General features: G+C 72.0%; 16 protein-coding genes. 8 read left to right on the top strand and 8 right to left on the bottom strand.

The features are described 5' to 3' along the window. The first annotated feature begins 14 nt into the window (after positions 1 to 14). The 3 genes from AB0I71_RS27100 to AB0I71_RS27090 are packed head-to-tail and all read left to right on the top strand — an operon-like array spanning position 15 to position 3,905. Positions 15 to 1,694 (top strand): right-handed parallel beta-helix repeat-containing protein, encoded by a 1,680-nt coding sequence (locus AB0I71_RS27100; RefSeq protein ID WP_357589262.1) that lies wholly within the window; start codon positions 15 to 17, stop codon positions 1,692 to 1,694. Between the two features lie 31 nt (positions 1,695 to 1,725). After that, positions 1,726 to 3,216 (top strand): type VII secretion protein EccE, encoded by a 1,491-nt coding sequence (eccE, locus tag AB0I71_RS27095; RefSeq protein ID WP_357589260.1) that lies wholly within the window; start codon positions 1,726 to 1,728, stop codon positions 3,214 to 3,216. Further along, positions 3,213 to 3,905, top strand: a complete 693-nt coding sequence (locus AB0I71_RS27090; RefSeq protein WP_357589258.1) for a hypothetical protein — start codon at positions 3,213 to 3,215, stop codon at positions 3,903 to 3,905. The genes eccE and AB0I71_RS27090 overlap by 4 nt, the downstream gene beginning before the upstream one ends. A 13-nt stretch (positions 3,906 to 3,918) precedes the next feature. Here AB0I71_RS27090 and AB0I71_RS27085 read toward each other — a convergent pair whose 3' ends face one another. After that, positions 3,919 to 4,812, bottom strand: a complete 894-nt coding sequence (locus AB0I71_RS27085) for an arginase family protein (RefSeq protein ID WP_357589256.1) — start codon at positions 4,810 to 4,812, stop codon at positions 3,919 to 3,921. Between the two features lie 182 nt (positions 4,813 to 4,994). Between AB0I71_RS27085 and AB0I71_RS27080 the strand changes: the two genes are divergently transcribed. Together AB0I71_RS27080 and AB0I71_RS27075 are read left to right on the top strand one after the other, a co-directional pair. Beyond that, positions 4,995 to 9,368 (top strand): ExeM/NucH family extracellular endonuclease, encoded by a 4,374-nt coding sequence (locus AB0I71_RS27080; RefSeq protein WP_357589254.1) that lies wholly within the window; start codon positions 4,995 to 4,997, stop codon positions 9,366 to 9,368. Positions 9,369 to 9,564: 196 nt separating this feature from the next. After that, positions 9,565 to 10,965, top strand: coding sequence for an MBL fold metallo-hydrolase (locus tag AB0I71_RS27075; RefSeq protein ID WP_357589252.1), 1,401 nt, complete (start codon positions 9,565 to 9,567; stop codon positions 10,963 to 10,965). Positions 10,966 to 11,022: 57 nt separating this feature from the next. Here the strand turns inward: AB0I71_RS27075 and AB0I71_RS27070 are convergent, their stop codons facing one another. The 3 genes from AB0I71_RS27070 to AB0I71_RS27060 all read right to left on the bottom strand — a co-directional run bounded on the left by AB0I71_RS27070 (position 11,023) and on the right by AB0I71_RS27060 (position 14,793). Beyond that, the gene (locus AB0I71_RS27070; RefSeq protein ID WP_357589250.1) at positions 11,023 to 12,435 is read right to left on the bottom strand and encodes an ATP-binding protein; all 1,413 of its coding nucleotides are present in this window, start codon (positions 12,433 to 12,435) and stop codon (positions 11,023 to 11,025) included. A gap of 38 nt (positions 12,436 to 12,473) precedes the next feature. Next, positions 12,474 to 14,132, bottom strand: a complete 1,659-nt coding sequence (locus tag AB0I71_RS27065) for an FAD-dependent oxidoreductase (RefSeq protein ID WP_357589248.1) — start codon at positions 14,130 to 14,132, stop codon at positions 12,474 to 12,476. Positions 14,133 to 14,229: 97 nt separating this feature from the next. Then, on the bottom strand, positions 14,230 to 14,793 hold the full coding sequence (locus AB0I71_RS27060; RefSeq protein WP_357589246.1) for a TetR/AcrR family transcriptional regulator: 564 nt from the start codon (positions 14,791 to 14,793) through the stop codon (positions 14,230 to 14,232). A 112-nt stretch (positions 14,794 to 14,905) separates the two neighbouring features. On the opposite strand from AB0I71_RS27060, the gene AB0I71_RS27055 reads away from it, so the two are divergent. Then, positions 14,906 to 15,838, top strand: a complete 933-nt coding sequence (locus AB0I71_RS27055) for an SDR family NAD(P)-dependent oxidoreductase (RefSeq protein WP_357589244.1) — start codon at positions 14,906 to 14,908, stop codon at positions 15,836 to 15,838. 22 nt (positions 15,839 to 15,860) lie between these two features. On the opposite strand, the gene AB0I71_RS27050 is transcribed toward AB0I71_RS27055, so the two are convergent. From AB0I71_RS27050 to AB0I71_RS27040, 3 genes are all read right to left on the bottom strand, one after another. Next, positions 15,861 to 16,433, bottom strand: coding sequence for a hypothetical protein (locus AB0I71_RS27050; protein ID WP_357589242.1), 573 nt, complete (start codon positions 16,431 to 16,433; stop codon positions 15,861 to 15,863). 121 nt (positions 16,434 to 16,554) lie between these two features. Beyond that, complete coding sequence (locus AB0I71_RS27045) at positions 16,555 to 17,865, bottom strand: sigma-70 family RNA polymerase sigma factor (protein ID WP_357589240.1); 1,311 nt, start codon at positions 17,863 to 17,865, stop codon at positions 16,555 to 16,557. Further along, positions 17,862 to 18,197, bottom strand: a complete 336-nt coding sequence (locus AB0I71_RS27040) for a YciI family protein (protein ID WP_282236493.1) — start codon at positions 18,195 to 18,197, stop codon at positions 17,862 to 17,864. Before AB0I71_RS27040 ends, AB0I71_RS27045 begins: the two co-directional genes overlap by 4 nt. 392 nt (positions 18,198 to 18,589) lie before the next feature. On the opposite strand from AB0I71_RS27040, the gene AB0I71_RS27035 reads away from it, so the two are divergent. Together AB0I71_RS27035 and AB0I71_RS27030 are read left to right on the top strand one after the other, a co-directional pair. Beyond that, positions 18,590 to 20,395, top strand: coding sequence for a hypothetical protein (locus AB0I71_RS27035; RefSeq protein WP_357589237.1), 1,806 nt, complete (start codon positions 18,590 to 18,592; stop codon positions 20,393 to 20,395). An 83-nt stretch (positions 20,396 to 20,478) separates the two neighbouring features. Next, on the top strand, positions 20,479 to 23,262 hold the full coding sequence (locus AB0I71_RS27030) for a LuxR C-terminal-related transcriptional regulator (RefSeq protein WP_357589235.1): 2,784 nt from the start codon (positions 20,479 to 20,481) through the stop codon (positions 23,260 to 23,262). A 42-nt stretch (positions 23,263 to 23,304) separates the two neighbouring features. On the opposite strand, the gene AB0I71_RS27025 is transcribed toward AB0I71_RS27030, so the two are convergent. After that, on the bottom strand, positions 23,305 to 24,474 hold the full coding sequence (locus AB0I71_RS27025) for a low temperature requirement protein A (protein ID WP_357589233.1): 1,170 nt from the start codon (positions 24,472 to 24,474) through the stop codon (positions 23,305 to 23,307). Between the last annotated feature and the right edge of the window lie 52 nt (positions 24,475 to 24,526).

Raw genomic sequence — 24,526 nt, 5'->3', positions numbered from 1 at the left:
CCAGAGCCGGAGCCATGACGCGCACCCTTCTCGTCTCCCCGGATCAGCCCGGTGCCTACCCGTCCATCGGTGAGGCACTGGCGGTCGCCAGCGACGACACGGTCGTGTCGGTCAGCCCCGGCACCTACCACGAGGCCCTGTTCGTCAACGACCGTGGCGTCAGCGTGGTCGCCGCGCAGGGCCCGGGCACGGTCACCATCGACGCGTCCTCCGGGACGTACCCGACGGTGTCCTGCAACTCCGGTCGGTTGGAGTTGCGCGACCTGGTCCTCAAGGCGGGTGACGCGCCGGTCGTGGTGGCCGACCGGGCGAGGCTCACCATGACCGGGTGCGAGCTGAGCGCCGGCTTCGGTGCGGCGATCCAGGTGGCCGGCCGTTCGGAGTTCACGCTGAACCGGTGCCGGGTGACCGGCGGGCGGTACGGCCTGGTGGTGGAGGACTCCGACGGCAGCGTCGAGGGATGCGAGTTCACCGACCTCAGCGAGGACGGCATCATCGTGCGGATCGGGGCGGCACCGACCATCCGCACCAGCACGGTGACCCGCTGCGGCAACCGTGGCATCTACATCTACCAGTACGGCCGGCCCACGATCGAGACCTGCGACATCTCGCAGACCGGACAGGCCGGCGTGGCGGTGGTCCATCAGAGCGCTCCGGTGCTGCGTCGTTGCCGGATCCGCGACACCCGCGGCCCGGCTGTCTCGTTCGCCCGGGGCTGCCGCGGCACCGTCGAGGAGTGCACCACGGAGAACACCGGCCAGCCGGCGATCGAGATCGCCGAGGGAGCCGAGCCGACAGTCGTCGAGGGCACCGTCAACCGGAAGGCCGCATTCGGGGCCGACGCTGCCCGCGCCACCACCGGCCAGGACGCCGCCCGGGTGGAGAAGTTGCTGGCCGAGCTGGCGGCGATGGTCGGTCTGGAGTCGGTGAAGGAGGAGGTCCGCGCCCTCATCGACGAGATCCAGGTCAACGAGTGGCGGCGCAGCGCCGGGCTGCCGGTCGGCGCGGTCAGCCATCACCTGATCTTCGCGGGTGCCCCCGGCACCGGTAAGACCACTGTCGCGCGCATCTACGGTGACCTGCTGGCGGCGTTGGGCGCACTGCCCGGCGGCGCCTTCCGCGAGGTCTCCCGACGTGACCTGGTCGGCCAGTACATCGGCCACACCGCCGAGAAGACCGCCGCGGCCTTCGAACTGGCGCGTGGCGGCGTGCTCTTCATCGATGAGGCCTACACCCTCTCCCGGTCGTCGGGCACCGGCGGCGACTTCGGGCAGGAGGCCATCGACACGCTTGTGAAGCTGATGGAGGACCACCGCGACGAGATCGCGGTGATCGCGGCCGGCTACACCGGTGAGATGCTGCAGTTCCTCGACGCCAACCCCGGTCTGGCCTCCCGCTTCGCCAAGACTGTGGAGTTCGGCAACTACTCCCCGGAGCAGTTGGTCGTCATCGTGGAACGGATGGCCGGCGGCGACGAGTACCTGCTCGCCGACGGCGTCTCCGAGGTGCTCCGCGAGCACTTCGGAGCGATCGAGCGGGACCAGAACTTCGGCAACGCCCGGGAGGCACGCAAGCTGTTCGAGGGTGTCCGCAAGACGCAGGCGCAGCGACTGCGGCAGTCCGGCCAACGTCCGAGCCTGGACGAGTTGCGGACCGTGACCGTGGCCGACGTACGCGCCGCGATCGGGCGATGACGATGCCGCGCCGGTCAGGGAGGGACGTGCGGTGACTCATCCGGGTGCGGCCCAGCCGGGCGAGCCGGGTTGGCAGCATCACCCGGGGGCGGCGGCACCGCCGCCACAGCAGCGCGCGGCGCAGCCCCAGCAGCAGGGTGCGCCGCCGGCACCCACGCTCGGCGGCACCGGGCCCGGCCACAACTGGGCGGCTCAGCGCGGGCAGGGGCGGGCCACCGTCGGCACCGCGTACACAAGTCAGGCCGCCGCTGCGGCCTCGGCCGCCGTCGCCGCGCCGGCCGCTCGGGCGCCGGAGCGCCGGGCCGTTCCGCAGGCCACGACCGCCCCGGCGGGACAGCCCGTCGCGGAGGTCGCGGCCGCCGACGCCGCGACGTCTCCGGTGGTACGCCCGCACCGACGGCAGCCTCGCGTCGGTGGGATCCACGTGGCTCAGCTGGTGGCCTGGCAGGCCGGTGCGGCGGCAGTGCTCGCGGCCACCCCGCACGGCGTGCCGCTCACCGTCGCCGTCGCCGCCGCCACGGTGCTGCTGCTCTCTCCCACGGTGGTGCGCCACCGGGGCCGCTGGCTCCACCAGTGGCTGGCGGTGTGGTGGGCGTACCGGGGGCGGAGCCGACACCTGGTTGATGCCGGGTCCGACGGCCCCTGGCAGCTGCTGAGCCATCTGGAGCGCACCGTCGAGCTGGATCAGGTCGAGATCGACGACCAGCCGGCCGTACTGCTGACCCATCGGGGTGGGCTCAGTGCGGTGCTGGAGGTCGATCCGACCGAGGGGGCGCTGCTGATGGGCGCGCCGCAGGCCCTGCCGTCGCCGGTGGCGTTGCTGCCGGCGGCCGACCCGGCGACACCCGTCGTGACGGTGCAGGTGCTGATCCAGGTGACCCCGGCGCCACGTGCCCGCGCGGCGGCTGTCGACCGCGCGTACCGCGAACTGACGAACGGTGGCGTGCCGGCCAGTCGGCAGGCGTGGGTGGTGCTCCATGCTCCGCGTACCCCCGATTTCCACGCCGACCGTGACCTGCGGCCGGCGCTCACCGCGGCGATCCGGCGGACGCGACGCCAGCTCCGGCAGGAACGGGCGACGGCCCGTCTGCTCAATCGCGACGAGGTGCTCGCCGCGGTCGCCCAGCTGACCCACCTCACCGGTGGCGCGGTGGGCGCGGACCGTCCGTTGGCCCGGGAAGGCTGGCGGAACCTGTCGGTTCAGGGTGTTCCGCAGAGCTGTTACCGACTGCTCGCGTGGCCCAGCCGGGCCTGGAAGATGGATCCGCTGCTGCGCGGACTGCCCGCCGCAGCCGGCGTGGTGTCCATCTCGGTGGCTCGGGAGAATGGTCGCCCGGGTGACGACGACGCCCTGGTGGAGGTGGCGTTCCGGCTCATCGGCGCCGACCCGGACGCGCTGGCCGCCGCCGATCGCGCGCTCGACCAGGCGATCCGCGATCGCGGCGGTCGCCTGCAGAGACTCGACGGCGAGCACGCCCACGGCGTGGCCGCCACCCTGCCGTTGGGAGGCTTCCTGCGATGAACGGCGTCGCCTTTCCCGGCAGTCGGATGGGGCTGCACGTGGCAGACGGGGCCGCCGTCGCCGGGCTACGGCTGGTCGCCGGTGGCGGTGGGCTGGTCGTGGGCCGTAACCGGCAGCAGGAGCCGGTGGGGTTGCGGGTGTTCCGGGCCGAGCCGACCCGGCTGATGCTGACCGGCGGGGTACGCGCGGCCGAGCTGCTCGCCTTCCGGTCGCTGGCGCTCGGCGCCCGGCTGTTCATCCAGACCGCACGGGAGCAGGAGTGGGACGCCTTCCTGCGGCGTTGCGTCATCGGTCGTGAGATCGCCTCCTTCCTGCCGCCCGGTGTCGCTCCTCCGGTGCCGGCCACGCCTACCGAACCGCAGCTCGTGGTCATCGACACCGGCCCGGTGACCGGGCCGGACACCAATCTCAGCGCACCCTGGCGGGCCACCCTGGTGGTCCGCGACGACCTGGCCGGCTGGGACGTCGAGGTCTTGGTGCGCAGCGACATCGTGGTGCTCCAGCGGCTCACCGAGGCCGAGGCGGCCACCGCCGCGAACGCCCTCGGCCTGGCCAGCGTGCAGAGCTGGTTCACCCAGCTGCATCCGGAGATGGTCGGTCTGATCACCAAGGGCAAGGTGCAGTGGGTGATGCTCAGCATGACCGGCACCGAGCGTCAGCTGATCGGTCCGGTCGCCCGGGGCGGCTGACCGGGATCGGCTCTCAGCGGGCGGAGAGCGCTCCGGCGAGGATCCGGGCGAACCGGGGCAGGAGGTCGGTGTCCGGCAGGTGGTCCGGGTTGATTTCGGTGACCGAGAGGCCGGCGAAACGCGGGCTGGCCACGAGGGTGGCGAGCGTGGCGGACGCCTCGTCCAGGGTGAGCCCGTCCGGTTCGGGTACGTCGGCCAGCGGGGCGTCGACGAAGTTGAGCACATCGACATCGAAGTGCACCACGAACGCCGCCGCTGCGTCCTCGGCGGCCGCCCGCGCCCGGTGGGCGGCCGCGATCGGATCGGCGTGCACCTCGCTCGCCGGCACGTGGTCGATGCCGAGTTCGGCCACCAGGTCGTACTCGTGGTCGCCGGGGGGCAGTGAGTCGCCGTAGACCACCACCCGCTCAGGATTCAGCAGCGGCACCGCCCCGCCGACCGCCGCGACCTCGGGCAGCGTCCCCGGCAGCCCGAGCAGGTGCGCCAGACCCATCGCGTCCAGGTTGCCGTTTGCCCGGGTCAGCGGCGTGTAGAGATCCGGTCCCCCGTCGACGTAGACGAGCGCGACCGGCGAGCCCGCCCGCTCGTGGCCGGCCACCAGGCCCATCGTCACCGTACAGTCGCCACCGAGGACCAGCGGCGACCGACCTCGGCGTACCGACGCCTCGACCCGTTGCGCCACGTCCGCCGCCACCCGGAGCACCTCCGTGGCGTTCTGGCCGTTGGGCCGGGCCGGGTCCGGCCGCCATCGGAACGGCGGCACGTCACCGACATCGTCGACCTCGGCGGCCTGCCGCAGCAGCTCCACCAGGCCGGCTTCGCGTAGTGCGGCCGGTGCCCGCTCCACCCCGGGGGTGTGGGCCCCCGCGCTCGACGGGGCCCCGATGACGTCCCAAGTCACGACCATGCCCTCATCATCACTCCGCGGCCCGACATGCGCCCGGCCGCGCACGACGACGCTCGTCGCTGCGAGCGGGTTCGGCACGGGCCAGGTCACGGTCTTTGCCGCATTGGTACACCCGGTGGCTCCCCCCTGGACACCGGTGCCGCTTATCCTCCGACGGTCTACTCCCTTCGGAGGCCGCTTACATGCAGCGCACAAGAAGTACACGACTACTCACAATCCCGGGCGTACTGGTCACCGCCACCACGCTCATCCTCTCCAGTGGCACCCCCGCCTTCGCGGACCCGGTGCCCACGACGCCGTTCATCAGTGAGATCCACTACGACAACGTCGGCACGGACACCGGCGAGGCGATCGAGATCGAGGCGCCGGTCGGCTTCGACCTGACCGGCTGGCAGATCGTCCTCTACAACGGCGCCAACGGCGCGGCGTACGGCACCAGGACGTTGAGCGGCGTGGTGCCGGCCACGGGTGTGGTCGTCGAGTCGTACCCGACGGACGGCATCCAGAACGGGTCGCCCGATGGCGTCGCCCTCGTCGCCCCCGGTGGTGACGTCGCCGAGTTCCTGACCTACGAGGGCACCTTCACCGCGGTCGGTGGGCCGGCGAACGGCCGGACCGGTGTCGACATCGGGGTGCAGGAGACCGCGTCGACCCCGGCGGGCCACTCGCTCCAGAAGATCGATGGCAGCTGGCAGGCACCGGCCCCGAACACCTTCGGGGTACGCAACGCAGCGTCGGACCCGGACCCGGACCCTGATCCGACCGGCTGCACCGTCACCGTCGACCACACCATCGCCGAGGTGCAGGGCAGCGGTGCCGGCACGCCGGTCGCCGGCAGTCGGGTGACCGTGGAGGGCATCGTCACCGCCGACCACCGCACCGGTGGCTACAACGGGGTGTACGTGCAGACGGCCGGCAGCGGTGCGGAGCGCCCGGTGGCCGCCGGAACCGCCTCGGACGCCATCTTCGTGTACCTCACCACCAACACCGCGAACCACCCGTCGGTCGCGATCGGCGACCGGGTACGGGTCAGCGGGACGGCCAGCGAGTTCAACGGTCTCACCCAGCTGACCATCGCGGCCCGGACCGACGTCCAGGTCTGTGCGCAGGGCGCACCGCTGCCGGCGCCGGTCCCTGTCGAGTTCCCCCTGGACGAGGCGGCTCGCGAGTCGGTCGAGTCGATGCTCGTGGCACCGGTCGGCGCGTACACCGTCTCCGAGGTGTACAACACCAACCGGTACGGCGAGGTGGTGCTCGCCGCCGGTGACCAGCCGGCCCGGACGCCTACCGATGTCGCCCGTCCCGGTTCGGCCACCGCGCAGGCCCTGGCCGCCGAGAACAAGCTGCGCCGCCTGCTGGTGGATGACGGCCGGACGACGAACCTGGCCACCGCCGGGCTGTTGCCGCCGTACGTCTCGCCGACCAGCCCGCTGCGGGTCGGCGACTCGGTGGAGGCGTTCGGCCCGTCGGTGCTGTCGTACGGCTTCAACGAGTGGCGCCTGCAGCCGACCCGTCCGGTCGACGCGGACACCTCGCCGGCCGACCGGACCACCTTCAAGGCCACCAACCCGCGTACCGCCGGGCCCGTCGAGGTCGGTGGCGACCTGCGGGTGGCCAGCTTCAACGTGCTGAACTACTTCGTCCACTTCGGTGGCGACGCCCGGGGCGCCGCCGACGAGGCGGCGCTGGCGAAGCAGGAGGCGAAGATCGTCTCGGCGATCAGCGCGCTGGACGCCGACGTGGTCGCGCTCCAGGAGATCGAGAACTCGGTCCGGTTCGACACGGCGGACCCGCACCAGGCGCTCAAGCGCCTGGTCGCCGCCCTGAACACCAAGGACGGCGCGGGCACCTGGGACTACGTGCGCAACCCGGCCGAGCTGCCCGCCCCGGCCCAGCAGGACGTCATCACCGGGGCGATCATCTTCAAGCCGGCCAAGACGCAGCCGAAGGGTGCGTCGCGGTCGGTGAACGACGAGAGCGTCTGGTTCAACGCCCGCGAACCGATCGCGCAGACCTTCACCGCCGGCCAGATCGACTTCGTGGTGGTGACCAACCACTTCAAGTCCAAGAGCGGCGCGGGCAGCGGCGACAACGCCGACTCCGGTGACGGTCAGGGCGGCTGGAACGGCGACCGGGTCCGGCAGGCGACCGCGTTGGCCGCCTTCGTCGACCAGGTGAAGGCCGACAGCGGGACCTCCGATGTGATCCTGCTGGGTGACTTCAACTCGTACACCCAGGAGGACCCGATGCAGGTCCTCTACGGCAAGGAGTACCGCAACCTCAACGACACCGGGAAGGCCAGCTACGTCTTCAACGGTGAGTCCGGCTCACTCGACCACGCGCTCGCCTCGCCGTCGCTGGCGTCGCGGGTCACCGGGGTCGACATCTGGCAGATCAACGCGGTCGAGTCGTACGCCTTCCAGTACGACGGCCTGGCCGCCTTCTTCGCGCCGGACCCGTACCGGGCCAGCGACCACAACCCGCTGGTGGTGGGCATCGACACCGGGGCCGACACCGGCCCGGTGGACCTGCAACTGCTGAGTATCAACGACTTCCACGGCCGGCTGGAGTCCCCGGCCACCGTGGGCGGCCAGCCGGTCGGCGGCGCCGCTCAGGTCGCCGGCCTGGTGAACCAGTTGCGGGCGGAGAACCCGAACACCGCGTTCGTCTCCGCCGGTGACAACATCGGCGCCTCCACCTTCATCTCGGCGATCGACGACGACAACCCGACGATCGACGCGCTGAACCAGATGGGCCTGCTCGTCTCGGCGGTGGGCAACCACGAGTTCGACAAGGGCATGGCGGACCTCACCGACCGGGTGATCCCCCGGGCCGACTTCCCGCACCTGGGTGCCAACGTGTACCGGGGTGACGAGCGGGCCCTGCCGGCGTACTCGGTGCACGACATCGGCGGCGTGCAGGTCGGTTTCATCGGCGTGGTCACCGAGCAGACCGGTTCGCTTGTCTCTCCGGGCGGCATCGCCGGCATCACCTTCCGTGAGCCGGTCGCCGAGGCCAACGCCGTCGCTGGTCAGCTCAAGGACGGCAACCCGGCCAACGGCGAGGCCGACGTGGTGGTGCTGCTCACCCACGAAGGCGCCGCGACGGAGAACATCGACTCTCCCGAGGCGCTGGCGAGCGACCCGGTCTTCGGCAAGTTCACCCGGGCCGACGCCACCATCGACGTCATCTTCAGCGGGCACACCCACCAGCCGTACGCCTTCGAGGTGCCGGTCCCCGGCACCGACAAGCTGCGGCCGATCGTCCAGGCCGAGGACTACGGCAAGCGCCTGGGCAAGGTCACGCTGACCTTCGAGCCGGAGTCGGGCTCGGTGACCTCTGCCGACGCGTCCCTGGTGGATGTCGTCGGTGCGCCGCAGGACCCGGCGGTGGCGGAGATCGTGGCCGCCGCCAAGGTCCGGGCGCAGGAGCTGGGCCAGCGGAAGCTCGGCGAGATCACCGCCGACATCCGGCGGGCCTACACCGACGGCAACGAGGATCGGGGCAAGGAGTCGGCGCTTGGCAACTTCATCGCCGACGTGCAGCTCGCCGGTACCCGGGACGCCGGCCGGGGCGGGGCGCAGATCGCGTTCATGAACCCGGGCGGTCTGCGGGCCGACCTGCTGTACGGGACCGACGGCACGGTGACCTACGCCGACGCCTTCGCCGTCCAGCCGTTCGCCAACGACGTGGTCACCAAGACCTACACCGGTGCCGAGATCAAGCAGGTGCTGGAGCAGCAGTGGCAGCCGGCGGGTGCGTCCCGGCCGGTGCTGTGGCTGGGTGTGTCGGAGGGCTTCAGCTACACGTACGACCCGCAGGCCGCCCAGGGCTCGCGGATCACCTCCATGCGGCTGAACGGAACGCCGATCGATCCGGCGGGCAGCTACCGGGTGACGGTGAACTCGTTCCTCGCCTCCGGCGGGGACAACTTCACAGCTCTCGGCGGCGGCACCAACCCGGCGACCACCGGCGACAACGACCTCACCATGCTGGTCAGCTACTTCGCCGCCAACTCGCCGGTGACCGCGGACACCGAGCCGCGATCGTCGGTCGGTCAGGGCGGGCCGGAGTGCACCACCACTATCACCGGCAAGCACGCCAAGCCGCTGCTCGTGACCACCGGCCTGACCTGCGTGGACAACGCCACGATCGCCGGCCCGGTGTCGATCGCCGCGGGGGCCTCGCTGCGGGTGACCGGCGGCACCATCAACGGCCCGGTGTCCGCCACCCGGCCGGTGCTGTTCGAGCTGTCGGGTACGAAGGTCTCCGGTCCGGTCACGGTGGCCGGTGCCACCGGCGACCTGAAGATCAGCAAGGCTCGGATCAACGGGCCGTTGTCGCTGGTGTCCAACCTCGGTGGGGTGCGGGTCGATGAGGTCACCGTCAGCGGCCCGGTGAGTGTGACAGGCAACTCCGGCAGCCAGCCGGTGGTCGTCGCCGCCAACACCGTAAGCGGTCCGCTGGCCTGCTCGGGCAACACCCCGGCCCCGGTTAACGAGGGCCGGGCGAACACGGTGCGGGGCCCGGCGTCGGGTCAGTGCGCGCGCCTGTGACCGGTAGGTGACAACGCCGGTCCGCGGTCGGAGCAGTCCGACCGCGGACCGGCCACCTTTCGATCCGGCCGTCCCACCAGACTGGGCGACGCATACCCCCCGGGGTATAGTCGAGGCGAGTACCCGAGCGAGACGGCATCTCCGCCATCCGACCGGGTAAGCCACCTGCTGGAGACGAGCTATCGAGGAGCTGGGCATGACGGTGCAGGTTTCGGTCATCACGACGTCGTCCCTCGGCGATCGCAGCTACCTGGTCACCGACGGCCGGGTCGCGGTCGTGGTGGACCCACAGCGGGACATCGACCGGGTGCTGTACCTCGCCGGTGCGGCAGGCGTGCGGATCACGCACGTGGTCGAGACGCACCTGCACAACGACTACGTCTCCGGCGGACTGGATCTGGCCCGGCTGACCGGGGCGCGTTACCTGGTGGCCGCCGCCGACGAGGTGGGCTTCGACCGGGTACCGGTCGGGGACGGCGACATCATCGAGGTGTCGGAGGCGGTGCGGCTGCGGGCCGTCGCCACGCCGGGCCACACCTTCCACCACCTGTCGTACGTGGTCGACGAGGCCACCGAGGGTGGCTGGACCCCATTGGGGGTGTTCACCGGAGGATCGCTGCTGTTCGGCACCACGGGCCGCACCGACCTTCTCGGTGCGGAGCACGCGCACGAGTTGGCCCGCCGTCAGCACACCTCGGCGAAGCGGCTCGCGGACCTGCTGCCCGACGGGGCACAGGTGTGGCCGACCCACGGTTTCGGCAGTTTCTGCTCGGCCAGCCAGGCCGACGCCCCGGACTCGACGATCGGCCGGGAGAAGCAGGTAAACCCGGTGTTCCGGCTGGCCGCTACCGAGTTCGTCACCGAGACCCTGGCCGGCCTGGACGCCTACCCGGCGTACTACGCGCACATGGGGGTGGCCAACACCGCCGGCCCGGCGCCGGTGGACCTCACCCCGGTGGCGCGTGCCGACGCCGCGCAGCTACGGGAGCGCATCACCGCCGGGGAGTGGGTGGTCGACCTGCGGCATCGCAAGGCGTACGCCGTCTCACACCTGGCCGGCACGGTCAGCCTCGGCCTCGACGGCCCGATGTCGACCTGGCTCGGCTGGCTGATCGACTGGGGCACCCCGGTCACGCTGCTTGCTGAGACACCCGAGCAGGTCGCCGACGCCCAGCGCGAGCTGGTCCGGATCGGCATCGACCGGCCCGCCGCCCAGGCGACAGGCGCTCCACGGCAGTGGGCCGACGGGCCCACCGAGCTGCGGGAGCTGCTCGTCGCGGACTTCCCGGCGCTGGCCGCCGCGCAGGCCGGGAACCCACCGGTCGGGCTACCCGCCCCGCAGGTCGTCCTCGACGTGCGGCTGGGCAACGAGTGGCGGAACGGCCATGTCGACGGTGCCGTGCACGTACCGCTGCCCGAGCTGCCCCGCCGGATGGCCGACATCCCGGCCGGCACCGTCTGGGTGCACTGCGGGTCCGGCTACCGGGCCGCCCTCGCCGCCTCCCTGCTGGCCAACACCGGCCGCGACGTGGTGCTCATCAACGACGTCTTCGACCATGCCGAGCCGGCCGGCGTACGGCTGGACCGCACCGCCTGACCGCTCGCCGGCCGGGCAGGTGACCGGTGATCGCGAGCCGCCCCGGGGCGGGCCCGGTCAACCGGCCGGCGGTTCCGGCGGGCTGATCGGCAGCAGGACGCGGAACAGCGTGCTGCCGGGCGTGCTCGTCACCCGTATGTCGCCATGATGCTTGTTCACCACGATCCGGTAGGAGATGTCCAGACCGAGGCCGGTGCCCTCACCGACCGGCTTGGTGGTGAAGAACGGCTCGAAGATGCGGGGACGGATCTCGTCCGGAATTCCCGGACCGGTGTCGGCGACCTCGACGATCAACCAGTCGTCCTGCCGGAGAGTCCGGACGGTCAGCACACCGTCGCCACCCATCGCGCCGAGCGCGTTGTCGATCAGGTTGCTCCACACCTGGTTCAGCTCGGCGGCGTACGCCGGAATGGAAGGCAGGCTCCGGTCGTACTCGCGGACCAGCCGGACCCCGGCGGAGATCTTCCCCTTGAACATCACGAGCGTGGCGTCGAGCAGTTCGTGCACGTCCACCACCTGGTAGGGCGCCCGGTCGAGCTGGGAATACTGCTTCGCCGCACCGACCAGCGTGGAGATCCGGATGGCGGCGTCCGCGATCTCACGCATCAGCAGTTCGGTCTCGACCGTGTAGGTCAACCAGCGCACCGCGGCTTCCAGATCCTCCTCGCCGACCGCCGCGCGGACCCGCTCCAGCCAGTCGACGTCCAGCCCTCCACCGACGAGCGTCGACGCCAGCTCCCAGCCGGCGGTCAGGCCCCGGTCGTCGAGCCAGTCGGTCAGCTCGTCCTCGGCGTCGCTTGTCGCCAGCGGTGAGAGGGTCGGTGCCTTGGCCACCCGCTCCACCGCCTCCTCCTGAAGGGCCACCAGGGCGTGCAGCCGCCGGCCGTCGAGCCGACCGTCGGCGATCATGGCGAGCTTGTGGCGCATCCCGGCGATCCGCTCCCGCAGGCTGGTGGTCGCCCGCACCGCCGCGCTCGCCGGATTGTTCAACTCGTGGGTGAGGCCCGCCGAGAGGGAGCCCAGGGCCAGCAGCCGCTCGCGCTCGCCGATCAGCGTCTGGGTGTCCCGCATACCGATGAACATGCCCTCCAGCAGGTGCATCGCCATCGGGAACCAGGTGCGCACCGCGTGGGCGAACTGCTCCGCCGGCAGCACGAAGAACTCGGCGTCGGTGAGCGCCCACATGCTGTTGCGGTACTGCCGGTCGTCACCGAGGTACGCCTGGGTGGCGCCGCCGTACACGCCGCGCTGGGCGGTGCGGCTGATCTCCACCTGGTCGCCGTGCACCGTGCGGCAGAGCCGTACCGTGCCGTCGAGCAGGACGAAGAAGCACTCCGCCGAATCACCCTCGCCGTAGACCAGGTCACCTTCGTTGCGCCGCTCGACCCGGCCCTGGTCGGCCAGCCAGCGCAATTGCCCCTCATCGAGCGACTCGAAGAGGAACAGCGTGCGGAGGTCGTCAGCGGTCATCCGCCGCGGCTGCCGGTCGCCGCCCGGATCTCCGCTGGTCACTGCGCCTCCAGGTACCGGTGCACCAGCGACACGGCCATGGCACCCTCGCCGACGGCGGAGGCGACCCGCTTCACCGAGGCCGCGCGGACGTCACCGGCGGCGAACACCCCGGGCACGCTCGATTCGAGGTGGTACGGCTCGCGTGGCAGCGACCAGCCCGACGGTCGCCGCCCTCCGGTGACCAGGTCCGGTCCGGTGACCACGAACCCCCGCTCGTCGCGGACCAGCGTGCCGTCCAGCCAACCGGTGCGGGGCTCGGCGCCGATGAAGACGAACAACCACGACGTCTCCACCTCCCGCTGCTCGCCGGTCCGGGTGTCCCGCAGGGTCAACCGTTGCAGGTGCTCGTCACCGGCGGCGCCCGCCACCTCGGTGTGCGGGTGCACGACGACCTGGTCGATGCGGCCCAGTTGGTCGATGAGGTACCTGGACATCGACGCGGTCAGGTCCGCGCCCCGGATCAGCAGGTGCACCCGCTGCGCGTAGCGGGAGAAGTAGACGGCCGCCTGTCCCGCGGAGTTGGCCCCGCCCACGATGTAGACGTCCTCACCCACACAGCTCGGTGCCTCGCTGGCCGCCGAACCGTAGAAGACGCCCCGGCCGGTGAAGTCGGCCAGTCCGGGCGCACCGAGCATCCGGTACGACACGCCGGTGGCCAGCACGACCGAGTGGGCGGCGAGGGTCTGGCCGTCGCTGAACCGCAGCAGCCGGGCCGACCCGGCTTCCTCCAGGCCCACCACCTCCCGGGTGCTGAGCAGCTCCGCGCCGAACTTCAACGCCTGCCGCCGGGCCCGGTCGGTGAGCTGCGCTCCGGAGACCCCGTCGGGAAAGCCCAGGTAGTTCTCGATCCGGCTGCTCTGACCGGCCTGCCCGCCGGTGGCCAGCCGTTCCACCAGGACGGTGCGCAACCCTTCGGACGCCCCGTACACGGCAGCGCCCAGGCCGGCGGGGCCACCGCCGACCACCACCAGATCGTAGAAGTCGGCAGTGGGGTGGACGTCCAGTCCGACCAGCCCGGCCAGTTCCACCTCCGAGGGCGCCACCAGCGCCTTGCCGTCGGCGGTGACCACCAGCGGGACGTCGGCCGGGGTCACCCCGGCGGCCGTGAGCAGCCGGCCGGCCTCGGGGTCGTCGGTCAGCAACCATCGGTACGGGACCAGGTTGCGGGCGAGGAAGTCCCGCACCGTGAACGACTCGGCGGACCAGCGGTGCCCGACCACCCGGATCTCGCTCGCCCCGGCGGCCGGGCTGGCCGCCCACGCCTCCAGCAGCGAGTCGACCACCGGGTAGAGCTTCTCCTCCGGCGGGTGCCAGGGTTTGAGCAGGTAGTGGTCGAGGTCGACCAGATTGATCGCGTCGATCGCCGCACCGGTGTCCGCGTACGCGGTGAGCAACACCCGGCGCGCGGCGGGGAACAGGTCCATCGCGGCTTCCAGGAACTCGATGCCGGTCATCTCCGGCATCCGGTAGTCGGCCAGCAGCAACGCCACCTGATCGCCACGCAGCTTCACCTCGCGCAGCGCCTCCAACGCCTCCGGCCCGGAAGCGGCACGTACCACCCGGTACCGGTCGCCGTAGCGGCGCCGGATGTCCCGTGCGACCGCCCGGGAGACCGCCGGGTCGTCGTCGACGGAAAGAATCACCGGGTTCGCCATGCGCCCATGAAACCACGCTGCTGTTCCGTAGCCGTTGCGACGACAACCGCCACCGTCGGCGGGGTGCCGGACCACAGCCCGCCGGCGAAGTCCCGCGCTAGGGCCGGATGCCGCGCAGCAGGATGTCGATGTACAGCTCGGTGTCGCCCCCGACCTGCACCGTGCGCTGCAACCCGCAGAACAGCGCCCGGACGTCCTCGGCGGTGATCTCCGGCCGGATCGCCCCGGCCTCGCGGGCCCGTTCCAGCAGCCGGTCGACGGCCTCGGCGAGTGCCCGGACCAGCTCCGTCGTCTCCTGGCAGGCGTTGTCGGAGGCGGACAGCACGACGGCGAGCGCGGGGTCGCCGCGCTGATGTTCCAGCGCGGCCCGGAGCAGGCGGGCCAGTCCCACGGCGACGTCTGGACAGGTCACGGCCTGCTCAGCCGCCTGCACCAGGAGAGCGAACCGTTCGGCGGCCAGCGACTCCAGCAGCGCGTGCCGGGTGGGGAAGTGCCGGTAGACGGTCCCGACGCCGACCCCGGCGGCCTTGGCCACGGCGTTCATCGGCAGATCCAGGTCACCGGCGGCGACCCGCTCACGGGCGGCCCGCAGCATCCGGGCACGCACCCGGGCCGAGTCCGCCCGCAGGGACTCGCTGTTTGTCGTCGGCCCACCCGCCACGGTACGAGGATAATCCATCCGGAACTCAGCGGATTATCTATCCGCTCGCGTGCTATGGTCACCGGGAGAGAGCGGATAATTAATCCGTTCCGGAGCGAACTGGAGGTGGGCCATGCCCGTTGCCTGGGCTCTCGCCGAGATACCCGACCAGACCGGCCGGACCGCCGTCGTCACCGGCGCCAGCAGCGGCCTCGGCCTGGTCGCCGCCGAGCAACTCGCCGCTCACGGCGCAACTGTGATCATGGCGGTCCGGGACGTGGCCAAGGGCGAGCGGGCCCGCGCCGGCAGCACCGGCGACCTGGAGGTGCGGCGGCTCGATCTGGCCGACCTCGACTCGGTCCGGGCCTTCGCCGGACAGCTGCGCGACGAGGGCCGTGAGATCGACCTGCTGCTCAACAACGCCGGCATCACCGCCACCGGGCTGGAGCGCTCCCCGCAGGGGTACGAGCCCATCTTCGCCACCAACCACCTGGGTCACTTCGCCCTGACCGGCCTGTTGCTGGATCTCTTCCGCAGCGACCGCGATCCACGGGTGGTCACCGTGAGTTCCGACTTCTACCGCCTGCTCCGTGATGGACCGGACCTGGACGACCTCGCTGGTGACTCCGCCACCGCCGCGACCGAGCGGTACATCCGGTCCAAGCAGGCGAACATCCTCTTCGGCGCCGAACTGGACCGCCGGTTGCGCCGCGCCGGCAGCCAGGTACGCAGTTTCCTGGCCCACCCCGGAATGGCTCGAACGCCCATGCACCGCCAGGCTGACGGCCTGGCGGCCTGGGCCTTCACCCGGATCGGCGGCCTGCTGCTCGCCCGCACTCCGCTGCGCGGCACCATCCCGCTGCTCTACGCCGCCACCAGCGCCACCGCTGAGACCGGAGTCGTCCTCGGCCCGTCACTACGGAAATGGGACAGCCGGGTGCACGCCCGCCCGATCCTCCCGCCCGGCGACGACCTCGCTCTCGCGAGCCGGCTCTGGCAGGTTTCCGAGGCCGCGACCGGCGTCAGCTACCTGAGCCAGGCAGCGCACCCGGCGTCCCGCCCGTGACCGGGCGCGGCAATGCTGGCGATCAGGACGGACGGCTGGTGGCCGGGACGGCGCGGAAGACGACAGTCACGCTGAACGACACCCCGTCGACCTGGTACGCGTAGCAACCCGGTCCACTGACCGTCGTGGTGGCCGGCAGGTCGCTGTCCGGTTGGCTCAGCACCGCGTGATGCGCATCGTCGCGGGACTCACCGGTGTAGGAGAACTTCACGGTCGCGCTGCCCGGCGCGTCGATCCGCGCCGCTCGTACCAGCACCGGCCCGGTGTAGCCGGAGCCGATCCACCGGACCTTCTTCGTGTACGTGCCGTCCTGTTCCCGGTCCTCGTCGCGCAGTTGCAGGGCACCGTCGGCGAAGTAGTCGGCGACCGGGTACAGCGGGCCGGGGCCGAGCACCCGGTGTGCCTGGTCGCTGTCGGACCAGGGCCGGGGCTCGGTGACCGGGCAGGCGTCGCCGGGCCCTGTGGTGGGCAGCCGGAGCGGCGGTGCCGTCCAATCTGCGGACGGGGCCGCTGGTGCCGGCGAGACCGGGGCGGCTTCCGGCGGCGTACCGTCACAGGCCGCGACGCTCGACGCGAGCAGAACGACGGCGCTCATCCGGACCCACCGCATCATTTCCGCAGTATCGACCGGTTCCGTCGTCCGCGCAGCCCCGGTACGGCCCGACGCTTGCGGTTGTCCGGTTGCCGCCGCCCAGGCCACCGGTCCAGGAGGTCGACTACCCGTGCCGCGCCCGTTCGAGCAGTGCCCGACGTTCGGCCTCGCCGTGCACCCGGTCCGCCGCCGCGCGGAACAGCGCCGCTGCCCGCTCCCGGTCGCCCTGTCGGGCGACGAGGTCCGCCTCCACCGCCAGGGTCAACGGATAGCCGTCCAGCCCGCCACCGCCGCGCGCCTCAGCGAGCAGGGCCAGTCCGGCCGCCGGCCCGTACGCGTAGCCGTGCGCGACGGCCCGGTTCAGTGCGACCACCGGGGTGGGCTGCACCCGGGCGAGCTGGTCGTAGCAGTCGGCTATCCGTCGCCAGTCGGTCTCGTCGGCGCTGGGCGCGGTGGCGTGGCACGCCGCGATCCGGGCCTGCCACGCGTACGGGCCGGACTGCGTCAGCCCGGCGAGCAGGCGGCTGGCCTCGGCGATCGCCGCGTGGTCCCAGCGGGACCGGTCCTGTCGGTCGAGCGGGATCAGGTTGCCGTCGGTGTCCCGCCGGGCGGCCCGGCGGGAGTGCTGCAACAGGCACAGCGCCAGCAACGCCGTCGCCTCCTGCTGCTCCGGCATCAGCCGGACCAGCAACCGGGCCAGCCGGATCGCCTCCTCGGCGAAGGCCGGTTCGCCGTCCGCGTCGTACCCCTGGGTGAACAGCAGGTAGAGCACGCCGAGCACGCCCGGCAGCCGCTCGGTCAGGGCGTGACCACGGGGCACCCGGTAGGGGATGCCCGCGTCGGCGATCCTCGCCTTGGCCCGGGTGAGCCGCCGCGTCATTGTGGACTCGCTGACCAGGAAGGCACGGGCGATGTCGGCGGTCGGCACCGCGCAGATCGTCCGGAGGGTCAGCGCGACCCGCGCCTGCGGCGCGAGGGCCGGGTGGCAGCAGGTGAAGATGAGCCGCAGCCGGTCGTCCACCACCTCCTCGTCCGGTACCGGTTCCGCGGTGGCGGCGGTGAGGGCCAGCACCGCGACGTCACGCAGCTTGCGTCGTTCGACCGACGCCCGCCGCACCACGTCGAGGAGCCGGTTACGGGCAACCGCCATCAGCCAGCCCGCCGGGTTGGCCGGTACCCCGTCGACCGGCCACCGGTCCAGCGCCCGGGCCAGGGCTTCCTGCGTGCAGTCCTCGGCCAGCGTCCAGTCACCGGTGATCCGGATCAGGGCCGCCACGATCCGCGGGTACGCCTCGACGGCGGTGGCCGCGACGGCTTGCGCCGCCGCGGCCCGACCGACCGCCGTACCCCCGTTTTCGGCGGGCCGCTCCGCCGCCGCGCCATCGCCGTCGGGCAGCGCCTGCGGCACCGCGATCTCGGCGGCCGGATCCGTCACTGCTCGAAGTCGGCGAACGGGCGGAGTTCGATCCGCCCGGCCCAGGCCATCGGATGCGCCCGGGCGACCTCGATCGCCTCGTCCAGATCGGCGCACTCCAGCAGGTCGAAGCCGACGATCATCTCCTTGACCTCGGCGAACGGACCGTCGGAGACCAGCAGTTGGCCGTTGCGGACCCGTACCGTGGTGGCGGCCGACGCCGGTGCCAGCTGGGCGCCCTGGAGGCGCCGCCCGGCGGCGTCGTTCTCCGCCACCCACACCTCGACATCGGGGTGGTTGCTCGGCTCCGGGTCCGGCTCCGGATCGGTGCAGACCAGCATCATGTACTTCACGTCAGGTCTCCCTACTAACTCGTCGTGCCGAGTATTCATCTGCATGACGAACGGCGACCGGTTGACCGGACGACCCGTGACCGGAGTTTCCTGTTTTCCCGGGCTCCCGACCGGCGGCTCGTTCCCCGCGGCGAGAGAGCAACCCCTCGCCGCCACCCCTCCTGGCCGCCGACCGTCCGGGGGACAACCGGCTCTACACTCCGGCGCTCGCCACGGATGTACCGGTGGCCCGTTGCCCGTACCGTCTACCGACGCACATCCGGCTCGGCTGCCCGCTCGCCTCAGGCGGCGGCGGACCGCCGGACCCGGGACCAGGACAGCACGCGGAGGTCTCCTTGTCACGACGCGGTCGTCGAGACCCGCTTCTCGCGCTCCTGCTCGCCCTCCTGCTCTTGGCAACCTCCGGATGCACGGCAGCCGGCAAGAAACTGGCGCCGTCCGACGGCGACGCGGTGGAGGCACGGCCCGATCCAGCCCTGCTGGCACTCGGTGAGCTGCTGGACAAGGACGGTGTGCTACCGCTCGACCAGGCGCAGCGGATGGTGGCCGGACTCGTCGAACCGCTGCCGGGCGTCGAGCCCTGGACGGAGGCGGGGTCGACCGCACCGCCGCTGGCGGCACTTGCCCTGCGTACGGTCGCGCAGGCGTTGCCCGCTCTCGACCCACCGGTCGCCGACCGGATCAGGGCGATCATCGAACCGTCCGGCGAGGAACAGGAACTCGTCCTCCAGCCAGGTCAGGCTCCCGCCCGACGCGGCCCGACCACGGTCGCGCCAGAAACGGTCCCGTCGAACGAGGAACTGACCGCCATCATGGCGGGGATCGTCGCGGACATCGAGGGGCGGAGCGGGCACCGGCTGCGGCTACCGGTGCGGGTACGCACGGTTGCCGACGCGAGAACCGGCGGCGATGCCCTGACGACCCCGGTGGTCGACGCTGGCGGGAGGGCGCAGGCCTGTCGCATCGCGCTGCCGCGCACGCTCTTCGGCGACGACGCCAACTCGATCACGAGCACCATCGCACACGAGGTCTGGCACTGCTTCCAGTACGACGCCGCACCGAGACGCAACCTCGACGGCACACCACTGTGGATCGTCGAGGGGCAGGCCGAATGGGCGGGCGAAGCCTACGTGGGCGGTTCCCTGTCGAGCGCCCCACGCTGGGACACCTGGCTGCTGCAACCGGCCAAGGCCCTGACGACGCGCAGCTACGACGCGATCGGTCTGTACGCGGTGGCTGACGCGGCCGGGGCTGATCCGTGGCGGACGATGCTGCCCATGCTGGGTCACCGGGGCGCACGGGCGGTCGAGACGCTCTTCGACCGCGCCGCCGACCAGGCGGTCCGCCGCGTCGCGACCTCGCTCGTCCGTGCACCCGAGCTGGGTGAGGTCTGGGAGTCCCGTGGTCCGGGGATCACCGACTCCCGCGTCGCCCCGGTCCTGACCGTCGCGGCCGGACCCGTCGAGGCCCGCATGCGGGTACCCGCCTTCGGCACGCTGCCGGTACGGATCGCCGCATCCGATGGCGAGGTGCTACGCGTCACCGTCGAGGGCGGTGCGGCGGGCGCCGTCGCCATGCCGCTCGCCGGCACGGTCGAGCTGGCACCCGGTGGCAACGCACTGTTCTGCCTGGCCGAGGGAGGATGCGTCTGCCCGGGTGGGGCGGCAAGGCCGGAGGTTCCCCAGGCCGGAGCGGGAGAAGGTGCCGCAGCCGTGGGGGCGACCGCCGCCGGGCAGGTCGCCGTGGTGGCCGAGCTGCTCACCGTCGAGGAGCTGTGCGAGTCGGGCGGGCTGGTCGGTGAATGGGTCACCGACGTCGCGAGCGTGATGCGGGCGATGTCGGCGGATTACGGCCCGATGCCCTCCTGCAACGGGCCATGGGTGGCGACGTTCACGGCGGAGGGCGGATTCTCCGCCGGTTACCAGGCCACCTGCCGGGTCGCCGACGTGACGGGCCGGGCGACCGCCCGGTTCACTGGACGCTATACCGATACCGGACTCACGTTCACCGTGTCGGACGTCGAGGGGGACGGCTCGATCACGCTCGGCGGTCGCACCACGCCGCTGCCCGGCGTCGACGGATTCCGGACCGCGCTCGGAAACACGGCCGACTACGTGATCGACGGAGACACCCTGACGTACTCCTTCGCCGCACCGGACGGCAGGAAACCGACGATCGTGCTCACCCGACGGTCCTGATCGCCCACCACCGTCCTCCCTTCGGCCTCCTTGCCGCCCGACGGGCACCGTGCGAGGGTTCCTGCGAGGGAGCGAGGTGGGGCGTGGGCTGGCGCGAGACGTACGACGCCGTGGCCAAGGTGCTCGCCCACCCCGCCCGAGACGACGAGCGGTCCCCGGTGGTCGTCCTGCACGGCTGCGTCGGCGCGGGCAAGACCTGGCTGCTGGACCGCCTGACGGAGCGGGACCTGCCCGCTCCGGTGCTGCGCGCCACCGGGCACGAGGCGGAGGCGCGGATCGCGTACGCGGGTCTGCACGAGCTTGTCGCACCCGTGCTCGACCGGTCGGGTCCGGCGGTGGTGACGCTGCGGGCGGCGCTGCGGATGGATTCCGGCGGGTCGGCGACCCTGCGGCCCATCGCCGTCGCCGCCGCGCTGCTCGACCTGCTGCGCGGGCTGGCCCGCAACGGTGGTGTCACCCTCGTCGTCGACGATGTGCAGTGGCTCGACGAAGCCAGCGTGTCCTGCCTCGTCTTCGCTCTTCGCCGGCTGCACGGTGAGCGGATCGTCTCCATGCTCGCCGCGCGTACCGACGCCGGCCCGGACTCGGCGGCACTGCTCGAACGGCTGGCCGGCGTCGCCACCCGGCTGCACCAGGTCGGTGAATGGTCCGAGGCGGAGTCGCGGGCGCTGCTCCGTGAGCTTTACCCCGGCCTGACCCGTACCGCCGTCGACCGGGTGGTCGGCCTCAGCGAGGGTACGCCCCTCGCACTTGTCGAACTCGGCGCGGCGCTGCTGCGCGAGGGCGCCGCCGCGGCACCGCCGTCCACGATGGTGCTGCCGGGCCTGGGCCGACGGATGGAGGCCTACTTCGGCCTCCGGCTGGAGGCTCTCGATCGGCGTCAACGCCTGGCCCTGTTGGTGCTCAGCCTCGACGACCTGCCGCTGAGACTCGCCGAAACGGCCCTGACCTCGGTCGGGCTCGGGCTGGCGGACGTGGCACCGGCCGAGGAGGGCGGGCTGCTGCGGCTGGCCGGCGGCGACCGGGTCCGGTTCCGGCATCCGCTCGTGCGCGCGGCGGTGGGTGCCCGGGCCTCACGATCCGAGCTGCGCACCGCGCACCTCGGCCTCGCCCGGACGTTCGCCGGGAGCGACCCGGCACGCGCCGCCTGGCACCGCTTCGCCGCCGGGGACAGGACACCCGACGAGCCGCTCGCCACCGCCCTGGAGGTGGCCGCCGGTAACGCGCTCGACGGCGGTGCCGTCTTCGAGGCGGTGCAGGCGCTCACGGCGGCGTGGTCGGTCTCCGCTTCACCGGACACCCGGCGCGCCCGGGCCGCTCGGACGGCGGAACTCGCCGCACGGCAGGGCCGCCTGGAGATCGCCGGTGCCGTGGCGTACGCGATGGCCACCGAGGCGCGGACGCCGGCCGAGCGGGCGGGCTGGCTCCGGGTACTGCTGGCTCGGGACTTCCTCACCGGTTCGACGGACTGCCTGGCGTCCTGTGCCGAGGTCGTCGACGAGCTGGCGACAAGCGATCCCGTCCTCGCCGCCGAACTGCTGGGCGCGGAGGCCGGATGCCTGTACAGCCTCGGCCGTCTCACCGAGGCCGAGCTGCGCCTCGCTCGCCTCACGGAGCTGGTCGAGGCCGTCCGCGGCGCGCGGACGACCTGGGAGACGACGTTGCTGCGCGACATCGTCCGGGCCTCCCGCGCCGACCTGCAGAGCGTGCGGGCGCTCGCGGAGCCGTGGTGGCGGGCACTGGACGACGAACGACTGCTCCGCTCGGCGTACCTGCTCATGCCGGCGGTCGCGACCCTCCTCGCAGCCGGCGCCGTGGCTGCGGCCGAGGAACTGGTCGAACGCTTGGAGCGGGTCTGCCGAGCGGGCGGCGCCGCCGGCCTCGACGTGGTGCCGACCACCCTGCGGTGCGTACTGAACATCGAGCGAGGCGCCTGGGACGATGCGGCCCGCATCATCGCGATCGCCGAGGACCTCTACGGAAGCGGCGAATTCGTCGTGCCGATCGCCCACCTGCAGGTGCGCTTCGCCGCGCTGCTCGTGCACCGCGGGCAGTACGCCGAGGCCACACGCCGGATCGATCTGGTCCGCGGGGTCGCCGGCCGGATGCCCACCATCGCCCTGATGACCATGTCGGTTGCTGGTCTTCGGGATCTGCTTCAGGGCCGGCTGACGGAGGCCGTCAGCTCACTGGGCGAGGGCGAGCGCATCGCACGCTCCCTCGGTACCGCCCTGCGTGGCACCACGACCGTCGGCACGGACCTGGTGGAGGCGCTCTGGCGGCAGCGCCGCTTCGAGGAGGCTCGCGCCGCCGCGGACGAGTTCTGGCGACGCAGCCGGTCCGATCCCAATCCGGACGTACGGGCTGCGGCGTGGCGCTGCCGTGGTCTCACCGCCGACGCCGAAGCCTCGGCGCGGCAGGCGTTCGAGGTGGCTCTGCGCCTGCACACCCGAGGATCGAACGTGCTCGCCCGGGCAAGGACGCTGCTCTGCTACGGCATCTCGCTGCGCCGCCGCCGCCGAAAGGGAATCGCCCGTGCACATCTGGACACGGCGCTCGCCCTCTTCCGGTCGCTCGGCGCCACGCCGTGGGTGACCGCGACCGAGGCGGAGTTGGCGGCCTGCGGTAGGCGGCGGGCCGGGCAGGCAGGGGTTGCGGGTGTCCTCACCCCCGGGCAGTGGAGCGTTGCCCGCGCGGTGGCCGACAACCTGAGCAACCGGGAGGTCGCCGAGCGTCTCTCCCTCTCGGTACGTACCGTGGAGTACCACCTGGCGAACGCCTACCGACTACTCGGCGTGGCCAACCGGGCGGAACTCACCGCCCTCGTCCGCACCCGCTCGTCCGAACCGGTCCGTCTCAACCACTGAACCGGCGAGCGGTTACCGCTGCCCGACAGCACCACCGACCGTTCACGGTAACCGCCTGGCTGGGCGCGCCCGAGAGGCCAGCGTGTCGCTGTGCGCGATCAGGATCAGCAGGCCGGTGATGATCGCGGAGTTGACAAGCAACGACTGATCGCGGCCCGCCACGGCGGCGACCACGACGGCGAGCATCCCGATCAGCCGGTGCCAGGAGATCCGACGGTGCACGGCCAGCGCGAACAGGATCCAGCCGCTCAGGAAGAGCGCCGGCCCGGCGACCATCGTCACGAGGGCGACCCGGTCGTGGGAGAAGGGCTCCATGATCATCAACCGCGAACCGACCCCGGTCGCCACCACGCCAGCGATCATCACCAGGTGCAGGTAGCCGGCGAGCAGCCCCAATTTGCTTCCAGGTGGTCCCAGCGCCTCGATGGCGGCGCCCAGCCGCATCCCGCCGGGCACCAGGTACAGCCGGCCGAGACTTACCGCGTTTATGAACATCAGGGCGAACGCCAGGCTGCGACCGAGGTCGAAGCCGCGCTCGCTGTACGTGATGCCAGCGGTCAGGATCAGCTCGCCCAGGGCGATGATGAAGATCTTCTGGTAACGCTCGGACAGATGCTCCCCGATGATCTGAAGGTTCTCCCAGCTGCTGCGACCGAGCGCCGGCGTCGGCCAACGCAGTCGCGCCATCGAGTAGTCCAGCACCACCGCCGCCGTCCAGAGGACCACCTGGGCCGGTCCGACGAACGCCCCCACGAGCCACAGCACCCCGGAGACGGCGAACCAGATCGCCACCCGCAGGGTCCGCAGTTGCAGCGGGTGCCCGCGCAGGGCCGGCAGCAGCAGGGCCGCCCGCCCCAGATGAATCGCCACGTACGCACCCGCGAACACCAGCGCGTGTCCGGCGTACGCGGTGGGTGCCGCGGCGGCCATCAGCATCCCGCCGAACATCACCCAGAGCAGCAGCGCGGTGATCAGTGGCGTACGCGGCTCGAACCAGTCGGTCGACCAGGCGGTCACGAACCACACCCACCAGATGGCGGCCAACAGCAGTGCCGTCCGGAACGCCCCGTCCACGCTGAGGTCGTCCTCAAGGGCCTGGGACAGCCGGTTCAACGCCAGGATGAAGGCCAGGTCGAAGAAGAGTTCCAGGAACGACGCCCGCCGGGAGACCTCGCGCCGCCGCAACAGCCGCGCCGGCAGCCCACTGGACATCTCGCCTCCGCGTCCCCCGGTGATCGCGCCTCAGTCGTACCACCGGCCGGGT

The organism is Micromonospora sp. NPDC049891 (assembly GCF_040660295.1).
GTDB lineage: Bacteria > Actinomycetota > Actinomycetes > Mycobacteriales > Micromonosporaceae > Micromonospora.
Note: the sequence above shows the minus strand (reverse complement) of the source record. Positions and strands in the feature narration are given on the sequence as shown.

Bases quoted from the DNA above. Each gene is read 5' to 3' on its own strand.
- AB0I71_RS27070 (WP_357589250.1), bottom strand. From the start codon at position 12,435: ATGACCGCTGACGACCTCCGCACGCTGTTCCTCTTCGAGTCGCTCGAT.
- AB0I71_RS27050 (WP_357589242.1), bottom strand. From the start codon at position 16,433: ATGAGCGCCGTCGTTCTGCTCGCGTCGAGCGTCGCGGCCTGTGACGGT.
- AB0I71_RS27025 (WP_357589233.1), bottom strand. From the start codon at position 24,474: ATGTCCAGTGGGCTGCCGGCGCGGCTGTTGCGGCGGCGCGAGGTCTCC.
- AB0I71_RS27085 (WP_357589256.1), bottom strand. From the start codon at position 4,812: ATGGTCGTGACTTGGGACGTCATCGGGGCCCCGTCGAGCGCGGGGGCC.
- AB0I71_RS27075 (WP_357589252.1), top strand. From the start codon at position 9,565: ATGACGGTGCAGGTTTCGGTCATCACGACGTCGTCCCTCGGCGATCGC.
- AB0I71_RS27090 (WP_357589258.1), top strand. From the start codon at position 3,213: ATGAACGGCGTCGCCTTTCCCGGCAGTCGGATGGGGCTGCACGTGGCA.
- AB0I71_RS27065 (WP_357589248.1), bottom strand. From the start codon at position 14,132: ATGGCGAACCCGGTGATTCTTTCCGTCGACGACGACCCGGCGGTCTCC.
- AB0I71_RS27080 (WP_357589254.1), top strand. From the start codon at position 4,995: ATGCAGCGCACAAGAAGTACACGACTACTCACAATCCCGGGCGTACTG.
- AB0I71_RS27100 (WP_357589262.1), top strand. From the start codon at position 15: ATGACGCGCACCCTTCTCGTCTCCCCGGATCAGCCCGGTGCCTACCCG.
- AB0I71_RS27055 (WP_357589244.1), top strand. From the start codon at position 14,906: ATGCCCGTTGCCTGGGCTCTCGCCGAGATACCCGACCAGACCGGCCGG.